This window comes from Saccharibacillus sp. CPCC 101409, assembly GCF_030518235.1.
Lineage (GTDB): Bacteria > Bacillota > Bacilli > Paenibacillales > Paenibacillaceae > Saccharibacillus.
The window spans coordinates 128,517-150,516 of sequence record NZ_JAULSA010000010.1; the positions used below are offsets into that span (position 1 = coordinate 128,517).

Annotated in this window: 13 protein-coding genes and 1 pseudogene; 5 read left to right on the top strand and 9 right to left on the bottom strand. The window is 59.8% G+C overall.

Translation table 11 applies throughout. The features are described 5' to 3' along the window. Positions 1 to 73 precede the first annotated feature (73 nt). The 3 genes from QWJ34_RS19410 to QWJ34_RS19420 form a co-directional block, all read right to left on the bottom strand. Positions 74 to 1,504, bottom strand: a complete 1,431-nt coding sequence (locus QWJ34_RS19410; RefSeq protein WP_302730399.1) for an NAD-dependent succinate-semialdehyde dehydrogenase — start codon at positions 1,502 to 1,504, stop codon at positions 74 to 76. A gap of 158 nt (positions 1,505 to 1,662) precedes the next feature. Then, a complete protein-coding gene (locus QWJ34_RS19415) occupies positions 1,663 to 2,817 on the bottom strand; it encodes a saccharopine dehydrogenase NADP-binding domain-containing protein (RefSeq protein WP_302730401.1) in 1,155 nt (384 codons plus the stop codon). Next, positions 2,814 to 3,779, bottom strand: coding sequence for a class I SAM-dependent methyltransferase (locus QWJ34_RS19420; protein WP_302730403.1), 966 nt, complete (start codon positions 3,777 to 3,779; stop codon positions 2,814 to 2,816). Before QWJ34_RS19420 ends, QWJ34_RS19415 begins: the two co-directional genes overlap by 4 nt. A 197-nt stretch (positions 3,780 to 3,976) precedes the next feature. Here QWJ34_RS19420 and QWJ34_RS19425 point away from each other — a divergent pair, with 197 nt between their 5' ends. After that, positions 3,977 to 5,071, top strand: a complete 1,095-nt coding sequence (locus QWJ34_RS19425; RefSeq protein ID WP_302730405.1) for a helix-turn-helix transcriptional regulator — start codon at positions 3,977 to 3,979, stop codon at positions 5,069 to 5,071. A gap of 142 nt (positions 5,072 to 5,213) precedes the next feature. Here the strand turns inward: QWJ34_RS19425 and QWJ34_RS19430 are convergent, their stop codons facing one another. From QWJ34_RS19430 to QWJ34_RS19445, 4 genes are all read right to left on the bottom strand, one after another. Further along, positions 5,214 to 6,398 carry an acetoin utilization protein AcuC gene (locus QWJ34_RS19430; RefSeq protein WP_302730407.1) on the bottom strand — a complete coding sequence of 395 codons (1,185 nt, stop codon included), beginning with the start codon at positions 6,396 to 6,398 and terminating at the stop codon, positions 5,214 to 5,216. A 22-nt stretch (positions 6,399 to 6,420) separates the two neighbouring features. Further along, a complete protein-coding gene (locus tag QWJ34_RS19435; RefSeq protein WP_302730409.1) occupies positions 6,421 to 7,053 on the bottom strand; it encodes a GNAT family N-acetyltransferase in 633 nt (210 codons plus the stop codon). A gap of 446 nt (positions 7,054 to 7,499) precedes the next feature. Next, positions 7,500 to 9,017, bottom strand: coding sequence for an extracellular solute-binding protein (locus tag QWJ34_RS19440; RefSeq protein WP_302730410.1), 1,518 nt, complete (start codon positions 9,015 to 9,017; stop codon positions 7,500 to 7,502). A 186-nt stretch (positions 9,018 to 9,203) separates the two neighbouring features. Further along, positions 9,204 to 11,486: a helix-turn-helix domain-containing protein gene (locus QWJ34_RS19445; RefSeq protein WP_302730412.1), complete on the bottom strand. Its 2,283-nt coding sequence runs from the start codon at positions 11,484 to 11,486 to the stop codon at positions 9,204 to 9,206. A gap of 450 nt (positions 11,487 to 11,936) precedes the next feature. Here QWJ34_RS19445 and QWJ34_RS19450 point away from each other — a divergent pair, with 450 nt between their 5' ends. Both QWJ34_RS19450 and QWJ34_RS19455 read left to right on the top strand, forming a co-directional pair. Then, a complete protein-coding gene (locus QWJ34_RS19450; protein ID WP_302730414.1) occupies positions 11,937 to 12,866 on the top strand; it encodes an ABC transporter permease in 930 nt (309 codons plus the stop codon). A 196-nt stretch (positions 12,867 to 13,062) separates the two neighbouring features. Then, positions 13,063 to 13,935, top strand: a complete 873-nt coding sequence (locus QWJ34_RS19455; RefSeq protein WP_302730416.1) for a carbohydrate ABC transporter permease — start codon at positions 13,063 to 13,065, stop codon at positions 13,933 to 13,935. 369 nt (positions 13,936 to 14,304) lie between these two features. Here the strand turns inward: QWJ34_RS19455 and QWJ34_RS19460 are convergent, their stop codons facing one another. Both QWJ34_RS19460 and QWJ34_RS19465 read right to left on the bottom strand, forming a co-directional pair. Further along, complete coding sequence (locus QWJ34_RS19460) at positions 14,305 to 17,436, bottom strand: beta-galactosidase (RefSeq protein WP_302730418.1); 3,132 nt, start codon at positions 17,434 to 17,436, stop codon at positions 14,305 to 14,307. Positions 17,437 to 17,527: 91 nt separating this feature from the next. Continuing rightward, a pseudogene (locus QWJ34_RS19465) lies at positions 17,528 to 18,963 on the bottom strand (alpha-L-fucosidase). A gap of 278 nt (positions 18,964 to 19,241) precedes the next feature. Between QWJ34_RS19465 and acsA the strand changes: the two are divergent. Next, positions 19,242 to 21,002 carry an acetate--CoA ligase gene (acsA, locus tag QWJ34_RS19470; RefSeq protein ID WP_302730420.1) on the top strand — a complete coding sequence of 587 codons (1,761 nt, stop codon included), beginning with the start codon at positions 19,242 to 19,244 and terminating at the stop codon, positions 21,000 to 21,002. A 261-nt stretch (positions 21,003 to 21,263) separates the two neighbouring features. Then, positions 21,264 to 21,860, top strand: a complete 597-nt coding sequence (locus QWJ34_RS19475) for a hypothetical protein (protein ID WP_302730422.1) — start codon at positions 21,264 to 21,266, stop codon at positions 21,858 to 21,860. Positions 21,861 to 22,000: the final 140 nt, after the last annotated feature.

A 22,000-nucleotide genomic window follows, 5' to 3' on the forward strand; every position in this document is an offset into this window, starting at 1 on the left:
AGTGGGCGTGGTAGTGCGTGCCGGGTTCTTAACTCCCGGCACGAGTACGAAAGATCGTTAAAGTCTCCAAAACTTAAAGCCCCAGGGAAATATACTTCACTTCCAGATATTCTTCGATCCCGTAACGGCCGCCTTCGCGGCCGAGGCCGCTTTCTTTAAAACCGCCGAACGGGGCCTGGGCGGTGGAAGGAAGAGGATCGTTCAGGCCGACGATGCCGAATTCGAGACGTTCGGCGATACGTACGGCTTCGCCGATATGTTCGGTGAACACGTAGGCGGCCAGGCCGTAAGGGCTGCGGTTGGCGCGTTCGACGGCTTCGTCGATCGTCCGGAACGAAGCGATCGGGGCCAGCGGGCCGAACGTTTCTTCGTTCATGCACAGCATATCGTCGGTCGCCCCGGCGACGAGGGTCGGCTGCACGAAGTGTCCGCCGCCCGCTTCGGAAGCGCGGCCGCCGCCGGCCAGCACTTTCGCGCCTTTGGACCGGGCGTCTTCGATCTGCGCAAGCACTTTGTCGGCCGCCGCAGCGTTGATCAGCGGCCCGATCTCCGTGCCTTCTTCCAGTCCGTCTCCGACTTTGAGTTCGGACACGCGCTGCGCGGCAAGTTCCGAGAAGCGCTCGAACAAGCTTTCGTGCACGTAAACGCGGTTGGTGCAGACGCAGGTCTGGCCGCCGTTGCGGAATTTGGACGATATCATGCCGTAGACGGCTTTTTCCAGATCCGCGTGTTCCGTCACGATAAACGGCGCGTGTCCGCCGAGTTCCAGCGAAATCTTTTTCATGGTATCGGCCGCGCCTTTCATCAGCTCTTTGCCGACGCGGGTCGAGCCGGTAAACGACAGCTTGCGCACGCGCGAATCGCTCTGCCACGCTCCGGCGATCTCCGCCGGATCGCCGGTGACGACGTTCACGACGCCGTCCGGAATGCCGGCTTCAACCGCCAGTTCGGCGAGGCGCAGCGCGGTAAACGGCGTTTCTTCCGACGGCTTGATAACGATCGTGCAGCCCGCCGCCAGCGCCGGCGCGGCTTTGCGCGTAATCATGGAAGCCGGGAAATTCCACGGCGTGATCATCGCGGCCACGCCGACGGGCTGCCTGGTTACCCAGATGCGTTTGTTCGGCGACGAAGCGGGAATCGTTTCGCCGTAAACCCGTTTGCCTTCTTCGGCGTACCATTGAATAAAGCTGTTGGCGTAAGCGATCTCGCCGGCGGCTTCTTTGAGCGGCTTGCCCTGTTCCAGCGTCATGATGCGCGCCAGCTCGTCTTGATGCGCTTCGATCAGCTCGTGCCATTTCAGCAGGAGTTTCCCCCGCTCGATTGCCGGCAGCGCCGCCCAGTCCGGAAATGCGGCATAAGCCGCGTCCACCGCCGCTTCCGCGTCGGCCGCGTCCGCTTTGGCGGTCGTTCCGATCGTTTCTCCGTTCGACGGGTTGACTACGTTTATCTGTTCGGCCGTTTCTTTCCAGGAACCGCCGATCAGCAGTTTGCCATGCTTGTTCATCTTTCTCACGTCCTTATCGGGCAGGTTGATGGAACACAGACAGGGCCGGGCGCTCCCGCCCGGACCCTCTCTTCTTCATTATACATGACCGGGCGCGCCGGCCCAAATCGGCTCCGGCTGCAGGCCCGGAATGGATTCGGAACGCAGCCGGCGCCTGCTCAATGGTTTTCGCGTTGATTTTGCGTTGAAAATGCTGGGGGTTGAACCGATTGGTCGGCACTGTCCGCCCGGCCGCACCGTTCGAATTCAAGCGCGGACGAAGCTTCCGTCCGGACAGCGGACCATACCTCGTCCGCGTCCAGCCACTGCTCGATATGCAGCACGCCGCGCAGGTCGGGGCGCGCAAGCATCTTCTCGGCCGCGTAGGCCGCGACGCGGGCGGTGATCTCCGATTGGCGGATACCGCGAATCGTGCACGATGCTTCCGCCGCTTGGCCGCCGAGCCGGCCGTAGGCTTCGACGCGAGCGGCGAAGCGCTCGCTGCCCGCGTGCAGCGCGCCGGCGAGACGAACGGCCGCGCTTTGCGCGGACGGGCGGCGCAGCAGCCGGAAGAAGCCGGCCCGCCGCAGGCCGGCGGCCGTGCGGGCGACGCCGTTTACATCGAATCCGAGACGGGTCGAGACGCTGCGCACGCCGAGCGTGCCCGGCAGCGTGCGCTGGTCGGAAAACGGAAAGCGGTAAACCCGCTTGCGGCCCGTATCGCCGCCGAAGTCGGCGGTCCGCCCGCCGGTCATGCTTCGAACCGTGCGCGGCGCCCCGCTGTCGGCAAGCTCGAATTCGGCCCCCATCTGCCGCAGCGTCCATTCGATCGCGGCCCGGCCGTGATGCTCGCCCAGGCCGAGCATCAGCGAAATCTCGATCCGCTCCGTTTCGTCCAGCGCCCGCGCCGCTTTGGCGGCCAGCAGATTGGTCAATCCCGGCGCCAATCCGACGCTGAGCAGCGCCGCCGAGCGCACAGGCTGCGTACTACCGGTTGCGGCGGCCCACAGCAGGAAATCCGTTTGCGCCGTAATATCGAGATAATGCGTGCCTTCCTCCAGGCACTGCCGCAGCAGATCCGGTTCCGCCTGATCCAGGCACATCACAATCAACGCAATCCGGCTCAGATCGCGGCGCGGCGCATCCGGTCCGATCGTCCAACGCATCGCTCCGACCGCCCCGCCCGTCGCAGCGGCAAAGCGTTCCGCCGCTTCCAAATTCCGCCCCGCCGCATACACCCGGCCCGGCAAACGTTCCGCCAGCAGGCGGCAGATCTCGCCGCCGACGCTGCCGTAGCCGCCGATTACGACAATATCGGTTTTGTTATTCGTCATCGAGTATCCGCCTCCCGTTTGAAAGTGATCCAGCCGCCGACCAGGAAAGAAGCAAAGAACGGCGCCGGGTCGTAAAAACCGCATTCTTCGAGCAGCTGCAGCACCACCGGTCCCGGCAGCGGATCGGACGAACGTCCGAGCGAGTCCGCAAAACGCAGCCATTCCTCCTCCGAAATACCGCCGCTTAGCATATGCAGTCTCCAGGCTTCCATCCGGACGGCAAAAGCCGGAGATTCGTAATCCGCATTCACGGAAGCGATCAGCAGCGGCGCACCCGGCGGCAGCCGGTCGGCGATCGCCCGAAGCAGCGATTTCTTTGCTTCGATCCCTTGCACAAAATGCAGCACAAGCAGGCAGGTCGCGCCGTCATGCAGCCGGGGTTCGAGAGCCGGCAGCTTCTCGATTTCCCCGCGCACCAGCGCCGCGCGGGCTTCGATGCCCGTTCCGGCAATCCGCCGGCGCGCCGCCTCCAGCATCCTCTCCGACGTATCGACGCCGGTGAACCGCCAGCCGGGCTCCCGGCCGCCCAGCGTTTCCAGTTCCTGTCCGCCGCCGGCGCCGACGATCAGGATATGCGCGCTTTGCTTATCCAGCGCCGCTTTCAGCAGACCGGCCGCCATTTCGTACAGATGGAGATAGCCGGGGATTTTCGCGGCAATCGCACCGCTGTAGTTCGACGCCTGCGGATGCTCCCAGTGCATCGGATCGTTCTCGCTTGCGCCGCGGCCGGGAACCGGCTGAGCGGAATTGTGCTCGAACGATTTATCGTATAAGCCCGGACTCGCTTGTTCCGGTTCCGTTGTCTGTGCGCTTTGCCCGTTCTGCGCCGGGCCGTTCTCGGCCGGATCGTTCTGCGCCGAATCCGTCTGCACCGAACCGTTTACGATCGAACCGTTTATAATCGAACCGCCGCTTTTCAAGCCGCTTTGTATCGGGCTGCCCGGCATCGAATCGTTTCTCATCGGATATGACCCCCTTCCCGTTGTTTCGTTCGCGGCCCGCTGCGTTCCGCCTGCGCCGGGCTTGGTTCGGCGCGTATTTGAAAAGTCGCCTTCATATCGCGGATAATAGAAGCAGCAGGCCCGGAACACTCCTTCATTATAGGCAGGTTCGGCGGAATGCCCATCCCAGAAATCGGGGAATTGCAAGGAGGAAGATTATGGAGCGTACGATCATCAACCGCCTGGCGGATCGGCTGCGCCGGCTCGCGGACAAGCAGCCATCCGCCCGCGCCTACCGAAGCGCCTGCCTGTCGCTGCTCGCCGAAATGGTACCTTTCGACGGCGGCTGCTTGACCGGAGTCGACGGAGATACCGGCCTGAGTACGGGTTCGGTCACCGATATGGTTGTCGAGGCGATTCACCCCCGCCTGTTCGAATACGAATACCGCGGCGAAGACTTCAACCGCTACGAAGCGCTGGCCGCCGCCGAGCCGCCGGCCGCCGCGCTGTCGCTGTCCACGGGCGGACGGCCCGAGCTCAGCGAGCGCTACCGCGATATCCTGTCGCCGGCGGGCTTCGGCGACGAACTGCGCGCCGTGCTGATCGCGCGCGGCCGCCGCTGCGGCCAGCTGTCGCTGCTGCGCCGCCAGGATCATCCTCCGTTCACGGAGGATGACGTGCGCCGCGTCGCCGCGCTGCTGCCGCAGATGGCCGCTTATCTGCGGCAGGCGCCCGGCTCCGAAGACGAAGCGGAGCTGAGCGCCGGGGTCCAGCCGGCGCCCCTTCCATCCGAAGCCGGCGTCTTCGTCCTGTCGGACCGGCTGGACCTGCTGGCCGCGAGTCCCTCGGCCGAAGACTGGCTCGCCGTGCTGCGCGGCGCCGAGCGGATCGAACCGGACATCGTGCCTCGTCCGGTCCGCGCGGTCTGCACCCGCGCGCTGTCGCCGCCGCGGCCGGGCGGCTCTCCCGCCGAAAACGCCGCACGGGTCTGCGTCCCCGTGCCCGGCGGCTTCTACATCGGCATCCGCGCCAGCCGCATGGAAAGCCTCTCCGGCGGCGTGCAGCTCGCCGTCACCGTCGAGCGCGCCCGCCCGGCCGATATTCTGCCGGTGCTGGCCGAAAGCTTCGGCCTCACGGAGCGCGAGCGCGAAGTGGTGGACCGGATCGTCCACGGCCTGTCCAGCAAAGAAGCCGCGCTGTCGCTGTGCGTGTCGGAGTACACGCTGCAGGACCATCTCAAATCGGTCTTCCGCAAGACCGGCACCAAAAGCCGCCGCGAATTGGTCTGGCAGCTGTACTCGCGGTTCAGCTGAACAGCCAGGTAATCGGCGATTCGAAATTTGCCATCCCGGCTTTCCCATACACGCAAACCACTCAAAAAAGAGCCGTCCCAACCGCCGTAAACGGCGGGGACGGCTCTTTTCTTTTTCCGCATTTCCCGTATTCTCCACGCTTTCACCGCAAATACATCGACGCCAACTCAGCCGCTTGACGATTCTTCGCTTCGATCTCCGCGCGCCGCGGCATCGGGGTCCACAGCGACGTGTCGTCGAGCCAGGTTTCCGGCAGTTCTTCGGGGCTTTCCGGCGTCCAGCGGTCCAGCCATTCCTGCGGCAGGCGCAGATGCGGATCGGCGTCGAGCCGCTTCAGCAGCGGATTTCCGGTCATCTCCATCCACAGCAGCGCCCAGGCCCGCGGCACCACCCGCCAGATATCGTAACCGCCTCCGCCGAGCGCCACCCAGCGTCCGCCGCAGTAGCGGTGCGCGGCTTCGTGCAGCATTTTCGGCATCTCCCGGTAAATCCGCATCGAGCAGTGGACGTGCGCCAGCGGATCGAGCGCGTGCGCGTCGCACCCGTGCTGGCTGATAATAATGTCCGGCTTCGCTTTGCTCAGCACATCGTCCAGCACGCTGCCGAAGCATTCCAGCCAGGAGTCGTCTTCGGTATACGGCTCCATCGGCAGATTGACGGTGCAGCCGAAACCTTCGCCTTCTCCGCGCTGCTCCACCAGCCCCGTGCCGGGAAACAGATATTTGCCCGTTTCGTGAATCGAATACGTATAAACCCCGGGATCGCTGTAGAACGACATCTCCACCCCGTCCCCGTGGTGCACGTCGGTATCGACGTACAGCACCCTTGCGCCGTAGTGTTTGCGGATAAACGAAATCGCGATCGAGGCGTCGTTGTACACGCAAAAACCCGAGCCGCGCTGCGGCATCGCGTGATGCAGGCCGCCCGCCAGATTGACCGCGTGCCGGGCTTCGCCGTCCATCACCAGTCTGGCCGCTTCCACGGAAGCCGCCGCGATAATCTCCGCGCTCTGGTGCATCCCCGGAAAAAACGGCGTATCTTCGGAGTCCAGCCCGTATTTTTGCGCGTCGCTGACCGCCCGGTCGTCCGGCAGCGGCTCGCTGAGCGCTTTGACCCGCTCGACGTACTCGGGGATGTGCACCGCATGCAGCAGTTCTTCGTCCAACCGGTCTTCGACGGGCAGAATTTCGGCGGGGGTCGGGAATGCGCCCGCCGTCCGCAGCAGATCGCGCGTCAGGGTAATCCGGCGCTGATCGAACGGATGGTCTTTGTGGAACACGTAATTCAGGCTGTTCGGATGAAACAAATAAACCGCATCCCGCGTCATCGGGCTCTCCTCCTTCCCATTTTCAGTACATAAACCGCTGCCGGAACCGGAGACGGTCGAACGCCTCCACCGATTCCTGCGGCACCTTTTTACCGACCCGCACCATCAGGCAGTTGGCGGGATGGCTGCAAATCTCCGGGTCGTCCGTGGCGAACCAGACCATATCCACGTTCTTCATCAAGTCTTCCATCATCTTGCGGTAATCCCAGACGCTGAGGCCCGTGCTTTCCAGGTCCCAGTGCCAGTAGTACTCCGTCGTAAACACGATCGCATTGTCGAGCTGGCCGCCGAGAAACGCGACGTCGAGCAACTTTTTGCTCAGTCCCGCGCCTCTGTAATCGTTTGCAACTTCGATCGCGCCCAGTTCCACCAGATCGTCCATCTTCCCTTCCGACCAGCGCTCGTATTCGTCGGCGTAGTGGAAAGTGACGTAACCGACCACCGTGTCGCCGTCCGTCGCCGCGATAATCCGCCCTTCGGGCAGCTCCGCGATCTCCACCAGCGCCTCGTGCTGCTCTTTCGGACGGCGAAAAGCGTCGAGCTGATCGTGCAGCGTCATATTCTTGAGCGTTTCCGGCGGCACCGGTCCCTGTACGATCAGATTTTTTCCGTTTTTGACGACCGTTTCTTCATGAAAAAGTTTGAGATGCTCCATGCGGCCTCCTTTTGACCGGAACGGCATGTATTTGAAAAAGGCGCCCGCCGGATGATCCTCCGTTTCCGAAACGGCCCGCCCGCTTGTTCTTTTCTTATCATATCTTTTTTTACCTGCAAAAACCATCTTTTCACTTCGCTCGGAGACGGCCAATCCTGCATATCCGCATCAATTTGCGCACAATTCCTCCACTCCTTCGTCATTATTGCAAATCCGCACAAAAAAAGCGGCTAAGTCCGAAAATAACGCCTGTTCGGATCCTCCGCTTTGAAAATTGATGCCAATATGCAGCAATGCGGGCGTCTGACGCGCAAACCGGCCGAACATACTGCCGATTCGCACAATTGCCCGCCTGCTCCATATTCCCTGCCGGATTATCGACTGCTCATTGCCCGCTGTTATGCCCGTTCGCGTGCAATTTATTGCTTCACCTTCTCGCTCGCTTCTTACTGCTGGCTGCTTCTCCACGCGTCGAACTGCTTCTTGTACTCCTCGACCACCGTGTCCAGACCGGCGGATTTCATATTCTGGATCGCGCCGGAGAAGCCGCTTTCGTAGGGCACCACGCCGTACATCAGCGGCAGGATGCTGGTTTGCAGTTCCGCGACGCTGTTGGCGTAGGCGCTCGCGACCGGCGTCGGATCGAAGCTGAAGCCGATCGTCACGCTGTTGACCGCGTCTTCGGCGACCGTCGTTCTACGCTCCAGGCGGCCCGGGTCGATCGTCGAATTGTAACGGTTCATCTCGACGTTGCCGAGCAGCCAGGTGGACAGCTCGTACTTGGGACCGCCGGCGTCGGTGAACGCGAGCGTTTCTTTCATATTCTTGCCGGCGTCTTTCCAGTGCGTGCCTTCGATGCCGCTCTGCACCAGGTCGAAGTTCTCCTGGCTGGAGAAGACCCAGTTCAGGAACTGTACGCCCGCTTCCGGATGCGGCGAAGTCGCCGAGATGCCGTTGGAATTCCGGATCGCGTACGAGCGGAATTTTTTCTGGTCGCTCAGGAAATAGATGCCGACTTCCGCGCCCGGGAACGTTTCGCGGATCTTGTCGTCGATCCCCACATCGCCCGGACGGTACAGATAGCGTCCCGCCAATTCTTCTTTGTTGAGCACTTCGCCCGGCGTGGTCAGCACGTCTTTGAGGATCAATCCTCTGGAATACGCTTCGTTCATGTATTCGACGTCTTTTTTGAACTCGTCGGTTTCCAGCCACGACTTCACATTGCCGTCCTGATCGACGTAGATCAGGTTGTCGATCACCGCGAACGGATACGTGTCGTACGTCGTATGCAGGAACGTCGCCGGCTCGCCGAGCAGCTTGATATAGACGTTCTTGTTATCCTGCGGCCAGTTCTTCTGGAACGTCTCGGCGACGTTCAGCAGATCTTCCGGCGACTTCGGCGCGTCCAGCCCGTTCTTCTCCAGCAGGTCGGTGCGCAGCGTGACCATGCCGTCGTTGAACGCCGTATCGAGCCAGAAATTCGGGACGTAGTAGATTTCGTTATTGATCTTGGCCGAATCCCAGATCCAGTCCGGCATCGACTTCTTCAACTCCGGACCGTATTCGTCCAGCAGCTTGTCGATCGGCAGCAGCGCCCCGTTGCCGGCCAGCACGTTCGGTCCTTTGATATCGTGCATGATCGCGATCAATTCGAATTCCTCGCCGGTGGACATCATCAGGTTGGTCTTCTGATCCCAGGCGTCGCCGGGAATATACGTCGGTTTGTACTCCAGATTCAGCCCGTCCGCTTCCAGCTTCTCGTTGACCGCTTTGACGACGGCGTCCAGGTCTTCGGGCGCGTTGCCCGGCAGCAGATACCGCACCGGCAGCTTGCCGCCCGAATCTCCGCTTCCTCCGCTTGTGCCCGTGTCTCCCGCGGTGCCGCCGCCCGAACAGCCGGCCAGCATGCCTAACGCCAGAACCGGCGCTATCCAGCCCATCGCTCTTTGCTTCCATGTCTTCATTCGGACATCCCCTCTCGATCTGAATTGATGCTCGGTTGAATCGACGCTTGAATGCAACTGACGGTTCAAGCGTAAACGGAGGGGCCTGCGCCGGGATAGTGCAATAATAAGGAAAGCGCGGATTTGAACGGCCGAACGCCCGCCCGGCCGCGCGTCCGGCATCCGAATGCGCAATATCGAAGACGATTACGCTTTGCGTTTCTCCAGCAGCATCCGGCTGCGGTACTGGGCCGGCGACTGCTGGTTGTATTTTTTGAACAGGGTATAGAAGTAAGTCGTATTGAAAATGCCCACCTGTTCGCTGATCGCCTGGACCGGTTCGTCGGTGCGCAGCAGCAGTTCCTTCGCTTTCTCCAAACGCACCGCGTTCAGGTAATCGTTGAAAGACGTTTCGCAGTGCGCTTTGAACAGCTTGCCCACGTAGCTTCTGGACAGCTTCACCTCGCCCGCTACCAGCTCCAGCGACAGGTCCGGGCGCGCGTAATGCCGGCCGACGTATTCCTTGATAAATTCGACCACTTCGGCGTGGCGCTCAGCCCCGCCGGCCTCCCGGTCGATCGACAGCTTGTCCGCCAGTTCTTTGAGCGCTTCCTTGAATTCCTGCATCGTCTCGAACGACGAGATGCGCCGGGTGAAGGCCAGAAACAAATTGTTGATCTCCTGGTTCTCGGACCGCGAAACTTGAAGCTGTTTGTACAGGCTGCTGACGAACTGGTTCATGCAGAACAGCGCTTCGTGATAATCCCCCGTCGACATTTCTTTCACCAATAATTCGATCTCCCGGTTGATGCGCGCGCGCTGCCGCAGCCGGATGGCGTCGATGACCAGCTTTTCCTGTTTGGACGGATAAACGAGTTCGCGCCCGCCGGATACCGTTTCGGCAGGGTCGGCGCAGTCGAACACTTTTCCTTTGCCCGCAAAAAACCGCTTCTGCACGCCCGCCTGCGCCCGTTCGAACGACAGCCGGACGCCTTCGTGCGTGCGCTCCGCCTTTCCGATGCACGCCGTCAGCGACAGCCGCAGCGTATGGCGCATGCTGCGCTGAAGCTCCTGCAGCAGCGACTCGAGCGGCATGTAATCCCGCGGCTCCGCCGTTTCCGGTACCGGCAGGATCAGCGCGATCAAGCCTTCTTCGATCACCGCCGCTCTCGCGCCATGCTGCCCGAACAGCTCCGATGCCGCGCGCAGAATCGCATCGTGCGCGAAAGCCCGCGTCGGCGCGTCCACTTTGGCCCGGAATTCGTCCAGTCCGTCGATTTGCAGCGCGACCGTGGTATAACGAGGGCCGGGACAGTTCTGTACAAAGCGCTCGAACGCGCCGGGTTCCCCGCTTTTGAGCAGCTGGAGCACTTCCGTTTCCTGCCTGCGCGCCGCCACGCTTTCCAATGAAGACAGCTTTTCCGTCATTTCCGCGTACGAGACGTTCAGCAGCTCGAATTCGTTGACCCGGCGCGAGCTTTGCTTATGCCGCTGCATCGCCGAGATCTTCTCCAGCACGCCGCGGATCGGATTGTAGGCATTGTTCGTCAGCCACACCGACAGCAGCAAACTCGCGGCGAAGATCGCCAGCGCCAGGCACAGCGACGACCAGCGCAGCGCGCTCATATTGAATAGCAGATTGCGGTATTCGCTGTGGCTGACGAAGATCCAGTCGAGATCGGCGGATTTGACGTAGGTAATCACGTTTTTATGCCCGTCGATCTCGTCCATGAAGTAGCCGCTGCTTTTCTGCGAATCCAGGATCCGCTGCACATAAGGCGTCGACGAAATATTTTGCATGAATTGAGACGAATCCGAGTGCGTCAGCACCGTTCCTTTGGAGTTCAGCACAAACAGCGAATCCGCCGTATCGTTCTTGTAGCCGCCGATCAGCTTCTGAATATAATCCGTATCCATATTGATGACCATCGCGCCCTGGGCGGGCAGCAGCGCGTAATATCCCGGCAGCAGCACGAAAGTCAGCACACTGCTTTCCCTGGAGTTGCCGGGATCGACGATCCGCCGCGGAAACAATTGAAAGTAACTTTTATTTTTGGCTCCGATCTGCTTGAGCAGCGGCTGCTCCTGTTCCAGCGTCGCCCCTTTCGTATCGAGATAGGTCCCCGTCAAACCGTTATAGATACCGATCGATTCGATAAAAGGATACGTGGTCTGCATATTGCGCAGCACCCGCGAAGCGTGATACTGCTTGATCAGGTCGTCCTCCCGGTCGAACAGCGCGGCTACCACCGTTTTGTCGTTCAGCATCAGGCTGCCGAAATTGTACACCTGGTCTTTGATCACGTTCGCCACTACGCTGTTTTGCTTCAGCATCGATTCGGAGATCTTGCCGACCTCGCGGGCCGTGCTCCAGGAAAACAAAGCGTACAGCACGATCGTCACCAGCGCGATGATCACGGCGGTGAGCAGCACGAAACTGAGAAACATATTCCGGTATACCGTGTAGCGCAGCAGTCGATTCTTGAGCATTCGATATCCCCCCGATTCGTTCGTACGTGCCCAATACACATGATACGTCTGCAAAAGTAAGCTTCCCGCTTTTTAAATGTTCGTTTTTATATCGCGGTCTGTTATTAGTTAACGCTTACATCTCAAACCTACAGGTTATTCCCATTATAAATAATGACAGAAAGATATCAATACCTGCCGTATTCTGTCGAAAAGGCGAACAACCTGCCATGAGTCTGACGAATTCGCAGCCGCTTCTTGATTTATAAAGGACGAACCCACTCAGCCGGCGGCTCTGCAAAAGTTTCGATTTGGCGCCATGTCGAAGCTTTTCGCCAATTTTGAAGCCCGAAATTCCGGTTTAATCCGACGCCGCGCCATTTTCGAAGTTTACCGCGCCCTTCCGCGCTCCTTACACTGGGATGGACAGAAGGAGCATTTACAAACGAGCGAAAGGACGTGCCATTTGCGATGAAAAAGAAAAAGAAAGGCTCCATGCTGCGCGAGCTCAGACAGAACGGCTCCGCTTATCTGCTGGTGATACCCGCGGCGCTGTATACGCTGGTCTTCGGTTACTTCACGCTTCCCTACATGCTGATCGCTTTCCAGAAATTCAATTTCAAAACGGGCATCTTCAACTCGCCCTGGGTCGGCCTGGACAACTTCGAGTTTTTCTTCTCCTCGCCGAGAGCCTGGGAAGTCACGTTCAACACCCTCAAGCTGAACTTCCTGTTTATCGTCGTCGGCACGCTCGCCGCCATGGCGCTCGCCATCTTGTTCAACGAACTGCGCAGCAAATTGTATTCGCGGCTGACGCAGTCGACTATCTTGTTTCCGCATTTCCTGTCCTGGGTCATCGTCAGCTATATTCTGTACAGCCTGCTGTCCACGGATTACGGGATGATCAACCAGCTGCTGGAGCGTCTGCATATCACGCCGATCAACTGGTATTCGTCGCCGCAGTACTGGACCACCATTCTCGTCATTACCGCGGTCTGGAAAGACATCGGCATGAACCTGGTCATCTATCTCGCCGCGATTACCGGGATCGACGACAGCTATTACGAGGCGGGACGGATCGACGGAGCCACGCGCTGGCAGCTGATCCGCCATATCACGATTCCGCTGATGATGCCGACGATCATGATCCTGTCGCTGCTTGCGCTCGGCAAGATCATGTACGGCAGCTTCGATATGATCTACGCCATCATCAAAGACAACGGCCTGCTGTATCCGACGGTGGACGTTATCGATACCTACGTGTTCCGCTCGCTGCGCACCATCGGCAATCCGGCGCAGGCGATGGCGGTCGGCCTGTATCAGTCGGTCGTCGGCTTTATCCTCGTCTGGGGAAGCAACAAGATCGTGCGCAAAGTCAATCCGGATCATGCGCTGTTTTAGTACCCTTTCAACTCTTAATCACAGGTTTACGTTTTCCTAAAACGCACACGCTTTAGGTGCGATTTAGGAGAGCGTATTCCTACCTCTAGTGTTGACAAGGTACTAGACTTGACGCCGTAAACGGTATACCCGCGGCGGAGCGCAGGATTGTATGCAGGTCTGCGTCCGCCGCTTATCCGAAAGGAGGAGTCGGCTTATGAATAAATCCAGATTGTTCGAGACGGCCAACGCGATCTTTATCGGCTGTATCTCGCTGCTCTGCCTGGTTCCCATGCTGCTGGTGCTGATGGTGTCGTTCACCTCGGAAGCCAGCATCCAGCAGTACGGCTACCAGCTGCTGCCCAGAGAATTCTCGCTCGACGCCTACAAGCTGCTGCTCGGCACGTCTCCGCTGTATCGCAGCTATCTGGTATCGATTATCGTGACGGCGGTCGGAACGTTTTTCGCCGTGCTGATTACCGGCATGGCCGGCTACACGCTGGCCGCCAAGCATATCCGCTACCGCAACGGTCTGGCGATCTTCTTTTTTATCACGATGGTGTTCAATACCGGCCTTGTGCCGTGGTACCTGATCAACCTGGAGCTGGGCCTGCGCAACAATATCTGGGCGCTTATTATCCCGTCGCTGATCTTCAGCCCGTTCAACCTGTTTCTGGTGCGCAACTATATGTCGCAGATTCCGGGTTCGCTGAGCGAAGCGGCCAAGATCGACGGCGCGAACGATATCTATATCGCGTTCCGGATTTATTTCCCGCTGTGCATGCCGGTGCTTGCGACGATCACGCTGTTCTACGGCATCGGCTACTGGAACAACTGGTTCAACGCGATCATGCTCGTGGACAACCAGAATCTGTACCCGCTCCAGTATCTGCTGTTCAAGCTTAATTCGGAGATCAACATGATCCAGCAGATGCAGAGCTCGGGCGTGCTGGTCAGCGACGCGGTCATGCCGCAGGAATCGGTGAAGATGGCGACCGCCATTCTGACGATCGGGCCGGTCGTGCTGTTCTATCCGTTTCTCCAGCGCTACTTTGTCAAAGGCCTGCTGATCGGGTCGCTGAAAGAGTAGGGCGAATCAGGAGGAAGAACTGTATACGCCTCTATTCCGATTCGCGTTCTCCTGTTTGCCTGAAACCGATGCTGGAGTGCAGAAATCCATCTTATCCGGTCATTTGACGCTTCCTGCCAAACATCTAATGCGAAAATCCACTTTACTCTCCCGCGGAAAGCCCTAAAAGGCCGAAACGCGGGAATAAAGTGGATTTTCGCATTTGTTTGGTCGGTTTGTATCTTACTCGGAAAAATAAAGTGGATTTCTGCACGATAAAAAAGCGAGGGCAGAACGGACGGGTTGCACGGTCCGTTCGCCTTCGCTTTTTTTCGCTTCGTCCCTTTTCGGTTCGGGGATCGCAAAGCGGTCATGCTATTCTTATACTTTCTATCCAATTATGCGCACGCCGCCGTCTTCCGGCCGATAAACGGTGCGCAGCGCGCCGTCCTTGTCCACCGTGAACATCGCGATGCGGCCGCGGGGCAGCTTAAAGCCGTACGCTTTGCCGGTCGACACGTCCCGAAAGGAAATATCGGTATCGGCTCCGTATTCCGAAACGAAAATATACAGACTGCCTTCCCGGAACTCCAGCTTGCGTCCGTACACGCCCGGCAGATCGCCGCCTTCCAGCCAGTCCAGCGGAGCTTCCACTTCCGCGCGCCGCAGCGCGTAGTCGTACAGAGCGCGAATGGGTTCCCGGCGTTCGTTCAGCTCGACCGGCAGCGGGCAGTAGATAAACCGTCCGCCGCCGAGCGGGGCTTCCAGCAATTCGACTTCGCCAAAGTTCCCTGCCGGCCGCTCGATCTCCAGGGTGTCGATCTTGCGCTCGTTGAAGCCCGCATGATACTTGTCTTCGCCGATCTTCAACGTTTCCTCGCGCAGCACATTGCCGTTAGCCAGATCCCCGAACTCTTCCGTCAGCCGTTCCCGGGCCGGTCCCCAGTGGGCGTCCAGCCGCAGCGGTCCGGTCCACAGCACCGTGCTGCCCGCGCGCGCCAGCTCCAACAAATGCTCGAACGCCTGGTCGTCGAAGTTGTGGGCGCTCGGCACAATCACCAGGCGAGGCGGCCCGGACGCCGCGCCCCGCTCCGCGTCCGACAGCTCGCCCAGATGATACTCCCCGATTCCGCGCGGGTGCACGTTCATGCCGAGCGTCAGCACCCGCGCCGCCCGCGTCGTCGCTTCGAACGCCAGATTGCGGTTGGAGAAGTCGTTGGAGAACGGGTAAACGATCGCCACGTCTTCCGGTTTGCGATCCTCGAACAGTCCGGCGGCTTCCGTCATAAAGCGGCCGAAGTCGTACGACACGTCCGCTTCCGGTTTCTGCGTGCCGTCCGCCCGCAGCGCGCCGATATTGGATTCGTTGGCATTGTTCATAAAATAATTCGTATTCCAGATCCACTGCACCGCGCCGGCTCCGCCCGTGGAGAAGGCATACGCATACTTCCGCTCCAGGATATCGCGCAGTTCTTCTTCCGTCCGTTTGGCTCTCCCGTCGGGATGCTGGACGTGCATGATGCCGGTTTCCTGGATCAGATTCGGTTTATGCGGCGTTTTGGTGAAGATGCCGTCCCAGGCCAGACTGTCCATCTGCCACCAGCTGTGCACCGTGGTATAATCGACCGCTTCGGCGTAGAAAAAAGGCGACGGCCGCTGCGAAGCGATGCCTTCGTCCTGTCCGACCGTGACCATCTGCTTCGGATCGCCGCGCCGGATCGTACCGATCAGCTCCGACGCCCAGCGGTTGTGCATAGCCGTGCTGAACAGCGTATAATCCAGCCAGCGCAGCCACTTCTTGGGCTGGACGACGCTGCGGAAATACTTGTCGTCCGGGTCCGGGGCCTGCGCGGACTCGAACGACGGAAGCTGCTCGGGCGTCATGTTCCAGCGCTCCTGGAGACGGCGGATATCGCCGCCGAAGCGATCGCGCAGCCATTCGCTCCAGGCGCGGCGCTCGAAGTCGTCCCCGGCCGTAACCGGACCTTCGAACACGCGCCGCGGGTGAAACAGCGACGGCTCGTTGATCAGGTCCCAGTGCACGCGGGTGCTGCCGCGATGCCGGGAAACGATCGACGCGATGAAACGCTTCTGCGCTTCCACCGAACGGGGATCGAGATACGGATTGTCGCCTTCCCACGCTTCCGGCGCGAACGAGAAGAACGTAAACGTCACTTCCAGATCGTGCCGCGACGCCGTGAGCACAAAAGCGTCGATCGCCCGCAGCGCGTCTTCGGCGGCATGGCCGTCGGCGAACATCATCATCCGGTAGCCGGTCCAGACGCCCGTGCGGATCAGATTGATGCCGGCCCGCTTCATCTCGGCCATATCTCGGTCCCAGCGCTCCACATTCGGCAGATGCAGGAACTTGCGCGCCACGTCCGAGGTCATATACGTCATGCCGACGATCGGAACAGGTTTGCCGCCGCGCCGGAAATAATCGCGCCCCGCCGTCAAAGGCTCCCCGCTCGTCAGCAGTTCGCGATCCATGCCCCAGAACGCCTGCGTCAGCACCCGCCGCTCGCCGGCGTCCGATGCGGCTTCGCACACAATCCGGTACAGTCCCGGTTCGACGCGCAGCGGAATCGGCAGCCGCACAAACCGCAGGTCCGGCGAAGCCGGTCCGGCCGCAAGCTGGGCTTCCCCGCTCCAGAGCGCCGAAGCCCCTCCTTCTCTCTGGACTTCAAACCGAAAATTCCAATTGGCCTCCGGCGCCGACGTCCGGCCGAGCGACTGCAATTGCAGCGTGACCGACGGCTGTTCGCCCGGCTCGTAAGCGGCAAACGTGTTTTTGAGCCAGATCTCCGCCGCGCCGCGCGCCGTATAATCGGCCAGCTCCAGCAGCAGCTCCGCGCCGCCCCGCCGCCAGAAGTTCTCGTCCAACTGCTGGTTGACCAGAATCCATCGTCCGCCGGCATATTCGCCTTTATAAGATTCCAGCAGCACGACCGGAGCCGAGCGCTCCCGTCCGTCTTCGTCCACGCCGGTCAACAGCGGATAAATAAACAGGTCCATCGGACCGCTCGAACCCATTTCTTCGGGAATATCGCTTTTCTTCGACGGATGCAGGGTCAGCCCCCAGGTCGGCGCGGCGCCGAACAGCGACTCTTTTCCTTTCAGCAGCGGAAACTCGTCCGACGCTTTGAAGAAGCGCACCGACGAAGAATCCACTTGCAGCGCGTCGTGGATATTCAGGTTCTGATGATACGCGACCTGGGGACGCTCGATGCGCAGCCCGCTTTGCGCGGCGTCTTCGCTCACCGGCTCGCGGTAAGGCGCGCCGCCCGCGTTCACCAGCCCGCCGCCTGCGCTCAGGTGCGTGCGAACAGCGCTCCAGGCGTTTTTGGGAAAATAAGAACCGTGCAGCTGTACCAGCGCGTCCCATTTCCGCTCCCGCAGGCGCTGTTCCAGATTCGAGGCGTCCGCAAGCTCGGCCCGGCCGGTCAGCGCGTTCAGCGCATCGGCCGACGGACGAGCGCCGGCGTAAGGGAAATCGGCATCGTAAAAAACGAGAATATTCATGGGGACGATTCGCCTCCTGTTTTTTTGTTGCGTCTGTTCGGATGAATGCGTTGTGAACGGGAGTTCCGCTTTCGGCGTCCGGACGGTTCGTTCAGCGCTCGCGCCCGTCGGCAAACACGGACGTTCCCCGCCGGCGCGCCCATTCCGCCACTCTCGACGGGTCGCCTTCCCACAAACGCTCGCGCCCCCACTGATTGGCCGCCGGACGGCCTTCGCATTCCACGCGGATCACCGGAAACAGCCGGGTCGGCGCTTCCGCCGGCAGTCCGTCGATCACCAGCTCGCCGCCGGTCTGCTCGAAGCGAAGCTTCTGGCCGGTGGTCAGCAGCGTCACGCTTTTGACCGGCGTCGTCAGGTCGGCCAGCCTCATCTGCGGACGGCCGTCCCAGAAGCGGATAATGAGATACAAATGATTCCCGCTGACGGTCTGCCGGCCCCGGGTCACGAATTCCGTCACCGAACCGCCGTCCGAGCCGTATACCGCTTCCCCGTGCACATCCAGCCATCTGCCGATTTCCAGCGCGCGCTCGACAAACTCCGGCGGAAGCTGGCCGTCGGCCGTCGGGCCGCAGTTGAGCAGCAGATTGCCGCCGTGCTCGCCGCCTTTTTCCGCGCATTCGCACAATAAATCCAGCAGCACGTCCGCCGGACGCCAGCGCTCGCCGATCACATGGCTCCACAGCCTCCACGTACTGACCTGGCACGATTCCCACAAACGCGTGCGGTCGGTCTCGATCAGATGCTCCGGCGTGCCGAAATCGCCCAGTGTATCGGAATCGCCGGCTCCCGCGCCGCCGTCCGCCCGGTAACCCTGACGCTCCATCGAATAGCCGAGCCGATTGTTGACCAGGATATCCGGCTGAAGCCGGCGCATCTCCTCCACCAGTTCCACGCTGCGCAGCTCGTCCGCGTTTCTCGGCCAGACGCCGTCGAAAAAGAAATGGTCGATCCGGCCGTAATTGCTCAGCAGCTCTTTCACCTGATTATGCAAATAGTCCCGCGTCTTCTCCCAGCCTTCGGGATCTTTGGCCGGACCGTCGAAATAAGCGGGCAGACGCCAGTCGATCCACGAATAATACAGCCCGATGCGCAGGCCCGCTTTGCGGAAAGCTTCGACGTATTCGCGCACGAAATCCCGCTGCGGAGCCTGCTTGGCGCTCGAATAATCGGTAAACGCGCTGTCCCACATGCAATAGCCGTCGTGGTGAAGCAGGCGTATTTGAAACCCGCCTTTTTGGCGGTGTCCGCCCACAGCTCGGGATCGAAATGCGCAGGATTCCAGGCCGAAGCCCGCTCCGCGTACTGCCGCTGATCCAAATGTTCGCGGAACAGCACTTGTTCGCCGCGTCCGTACTGCGCATAAGGCCCCCAGTGCAGAAACAGGCCGTAGCGGCTTTCGGTAAACCATTTCCAGCGATCCGGGACGATAAATGTTTGTGTGCTCATATGTCGCTCCTTTCCGATCTTGAACGATTCGGCTTTTCTGCGGCGGCGGTGCCGCTTCGTGCTCACCGGCCATTGTAGCATCGGGCGCCGAAGCCCCGCGATTCACTTTTGGACACTGCCCCTTTTCAAAGTCCATAAAAGCAAAAGGCGGAAAATTGATTTCGATTGTGCTATACTACAGAAAATTCGACGGTTTCCGCTTTGGAGCGCGCAGACCGGTTTCCGGATGCCTGCCCGGGAGCGGCGCACTGTCGAAGCTTTCTGTTTGACCGTTTTTCTTGTAAGCGCTATATCTGTAAGACGGGTAAAGTTTGCGGCTTGGCGAAGCACGTACTTCTCTTATGCGACTGGAGGCTCTTATGGAAAAGGACACGGTGGAAATCATTGGCGTAGAAGCGAAGCAATCGAATCTGGGCGATTACGAAGAGGCCCGGCGCGCATTCGATTGGGCGGAAGAGGAGAAACGCTTCAGTTGGCACGAAAGCGGCCGGGTCAACCTGGCGTACGAAGCGATCGACCGGCACGCGAAGTCGGGACTGGCCGACAAGATCGCCCTGCTCTACAGCGACCCCGAACGGGACGAATCGTACACGTTCGAGCAGCTGCGGCAGGAATCGAACCGGGCGGCCAATATGCTGCGGTCCTTGGGAATCGGCCGGGGCGACCGCGTATTCATTTTCATGCCGCGCACGCCCGAGCTGTATTTTACGCTGCTGGGCATCGTCAAGATCGGCGCGATCGCGGGGCCTTTGTTCGAAGCCTTCATGGAAACAGCGGTGCGCGACCGGCTGCAGGACAGCGGCGCGGTCGCGATCGTCACGACGCCCAAGCTGGCCGAGCGGGTGCCGGCGCACGAACTGCCGGAACTGAAGCACGTGATTCTGGTCGATACTTCGAAGCAGGAAGGCAAGCCGGCGGAGAACGACAGCCTGCTGCCGGACGATTCGCCTTTCGCCGACTTCAACAAGCTGATGAGCGAAGCGTCGACCGAAGCGGAGATCGAATGGGTCGACCGCGAAGACGGCCTGATCCTGCACTATACGTCGGGCTCGACCGGCAAGCCCAAAGGCGTGTACCATGTGCACGGCGCCATGATCCAGCAGGGTTATACCGGACGGATCGTGCTCGATCTGCGCGAAGACGACATCTACTGGTGCACGGCCGATCCGGGATGGGTCACCGGTACTTCGTACGGGATCTTCGCTCCGTGGATCAACGGCGTGACGAACGTGATCCGCGGCGGCCGGTTCAGTCCGCAGGACTGGTACCAAACGATCCAGCGCTATAAAGTTACGGTCTGGTACAGCGCGCCGACGGCGTTCCGCATGCTGATGGGCGCGGGCGACGAAGCGGTCAAAGACTACGATCTGTCTTCGCTGCGGCATGTGCTGAGCGTCGGCGAGCCGCTGAACCCGGAAGTCATCCGCTGGGGATACCGCGTCTACGGCCACCGGATTCACGACACGTGGTGGATGACCGAAACGGGCGCGCAGCTGATCTGCAACTATCCGTCGATGGAGATTCGTCCCGGCTCGATGGGCAAACCGATCCCGGGCGTCGAAGCCGCCATTATCGACGATCAGGGCAGCGAGCTGCCGCCGCTGCGCATGGGCAACCTGGCGATTCGTACGCCGTGGCCGTCGATCATGCGCAAGATCTGGAACAATCCGGCCAAGTTCGAGGAGTATACGCGCATTCCGGGCTGGTATATCTCCGGCGACTCCGCCTACATGGACGAGGACGGCTACTTCTGGTTCCAGGGCCGGATCGACGATGTCATCAATACATCGGGCGAGCGGGTCGGCCCGTTCGAAGTCGAAAGCAAGCTGGTCGAGCATCCGGCCGTCGCCGAAGCGGGCGTGATCGGCAAGCCGGACCCGGTCCGCGGCGAAGTGATCAAAGCGTTTATTTCGCTGCGCGAAGGCTACGAAGCGTCCGACGAACTGAAAGCGGAGATTACGAAGTTCGTCAAAGAAGGCCTGTCCGCCCACGCCGCTCCGCGCGAGATCGAGTTCAAAGACAAGCTGCCGAAGACCCGAAGCGGCAAGATCATGCGCCGGGTACTCAAAGCCTGGGAGCTGAAGCTGCCGGCGGGAGATTTGTCGACGATCGAGGATTGACGGACGGAGAATCGCAAAATCGCTGTATGGTGCACGACGAAAAGCCCGTTCCGCCGATGGCGGATACGGGCTTTTGGCGTTATCGGGCGCATTTCCCGAATGAGGACACAATCCGATCGCGACGAATACCGGTTCGTTCATTCGGTGCAGCGACCAAACTGCCAAAATGTAAAATATTTTTATTTAAACCTTTTTGTGTTTCTAAAAAAAGCCCCCTGTTTATTAAAGCACTAAAATACATATTTCAGGAGGAATGTCCAATTGAATAGCCGTGGAACCAAAATGCTGCTGAGCTTTGCTTCGGCCTCGTTGGCTGTGCCGCTTCTGCTCGCTCCGCTTCCGTCCGCTTTTTCCGATGCTTCCGTTTATGCCGCCGTCAATGAAGCGCCTGCTCCGATGGAAGATCCCGTTCGCGCGCAGCTGCTGTATGAAATTGCAGTCTTTAAAGAAGGCGCCGAGTTAATGACTCCGTCCTCCAACCATGGAAACCTGCCCCCTTTGTTTGAAGAGAAATATAAAAATCGAATTATCGCCGAGACGACTGCTATCGCTCAGAACGAGAGCTCTACACCGACGCAGTTGGCGAGAGCGCTCCACTACGTAGCTTTTTCCTTTCACGACTTTTTTGACAAAGGTAATCCGTACACCTCGTATATCCTGAGTAAAATGAGCGGCTATTTTAATATGAATTTCCCAAAAAGTGATGAACCCGGCAGATATTCTGAAGAAAAAGTAAAAGCTTTGGTCGATAAATTTGTAGCTTTAAACCAAAGACTCGGTACTGGAGAAGACGAATTTACGATTTACAAAGAGTTTGTTGAGACCCGGATGGACTTCTACGCTCATCCCAATCCTTGACCAGGGAGGTATATCTATTGAATATGTTCAAGCGTCAAAAAAGCGTAAGAGCTTTGCTAGTGATTCTTGCGGTGTTGCTTTGTTTCGGCTCTTTACCGGTATTTGCTCAGGCGGAAAGTCCTTCGGCTGCGGTCAATCGG

Coding starts and splice junctions, on each gene's coding strand:
- QWJ34_RS19410 (WP_302730399.1), bottom strand. CDS start 1,504: ATGAACAAGCATGGCAAACTGCTGATCGGCGGTTCCTGGAAAGAAACG.
- QWJ34_RS19430 (WP_302730407.1), bottom strand. CDS start 6,398: ATGACGCGGGATGCGGTTTATTTGTTTCATCCGAACAGCCTGAATTAC.
- QWJ34_RS19440 (WP_302730410.1), bottom strand. CDS start 9,017: ATGAAGACATGGAAGCAAAGAGCGATGGGCTGGATAGCGCCGGTTCTG.
- QWJ34_RS19455 (WP_302730416.1), top strand. CDS start 13,063: ATGAATAAATCCAGATTGTTCGAGACGGCCAACGCGATCTTTATCGGC.
- QWJ34_RS19460 (WP_302730418.1), bottom strand. CDS start 17,436: ATGAATATTCTCGTTTTTTACGATGCCGATTTCCCTTACGCCGGCGCT.
- QWJ34_RS19425 (WP_302730405.1), top strand. CDS start 3,977: ATGGAGCGTACGATCATCAACCGCCTGGCGGATCGGCTGCGCCGGCTC.
- acsA (WP_302730420.1), top strand. CDS start 19,242: ATGGAAAAGGACACGGTGGAAATCATTGGCGTAGAAGCGAAGCAATCG.
- QWJ34_RS19450 (WP_302730414.1), top strand. CDS start 11,937: ATGAAAAAGAAAAAGAAAGGCTCCATGCTGCGCGAGCTCAGACAGAAC.
- QWJ34_RS19415 (WP_302730401.1), bottom strand. CDS start 2,817: ATGACGAATAACAAAACCGATATTGTCGTAATCGGCGGCTACGGCAGC.
- QWJ34_RS19420 (WP_302730403.1), bottom strand. CDS start 3,779: ATGAGAAACGATTCGATGCCGGGCAGCCCGATACAAAGCGGCTTGAAA.
- QWJ34_RS19445 (WP_302730412.1), bottom strand. CDS start 11,486: ATGCTCAAGAATCGACTGCTGCGCTACACGGTATACCGGAATATGTTT.
- QWJ34_RS19435 (WP_302730409.1), bottom strand. CDS start 7,053: ATGGAGCATCTCAAACTTTTTCATGAAGAAACGGTCGTCAAAAACGGA.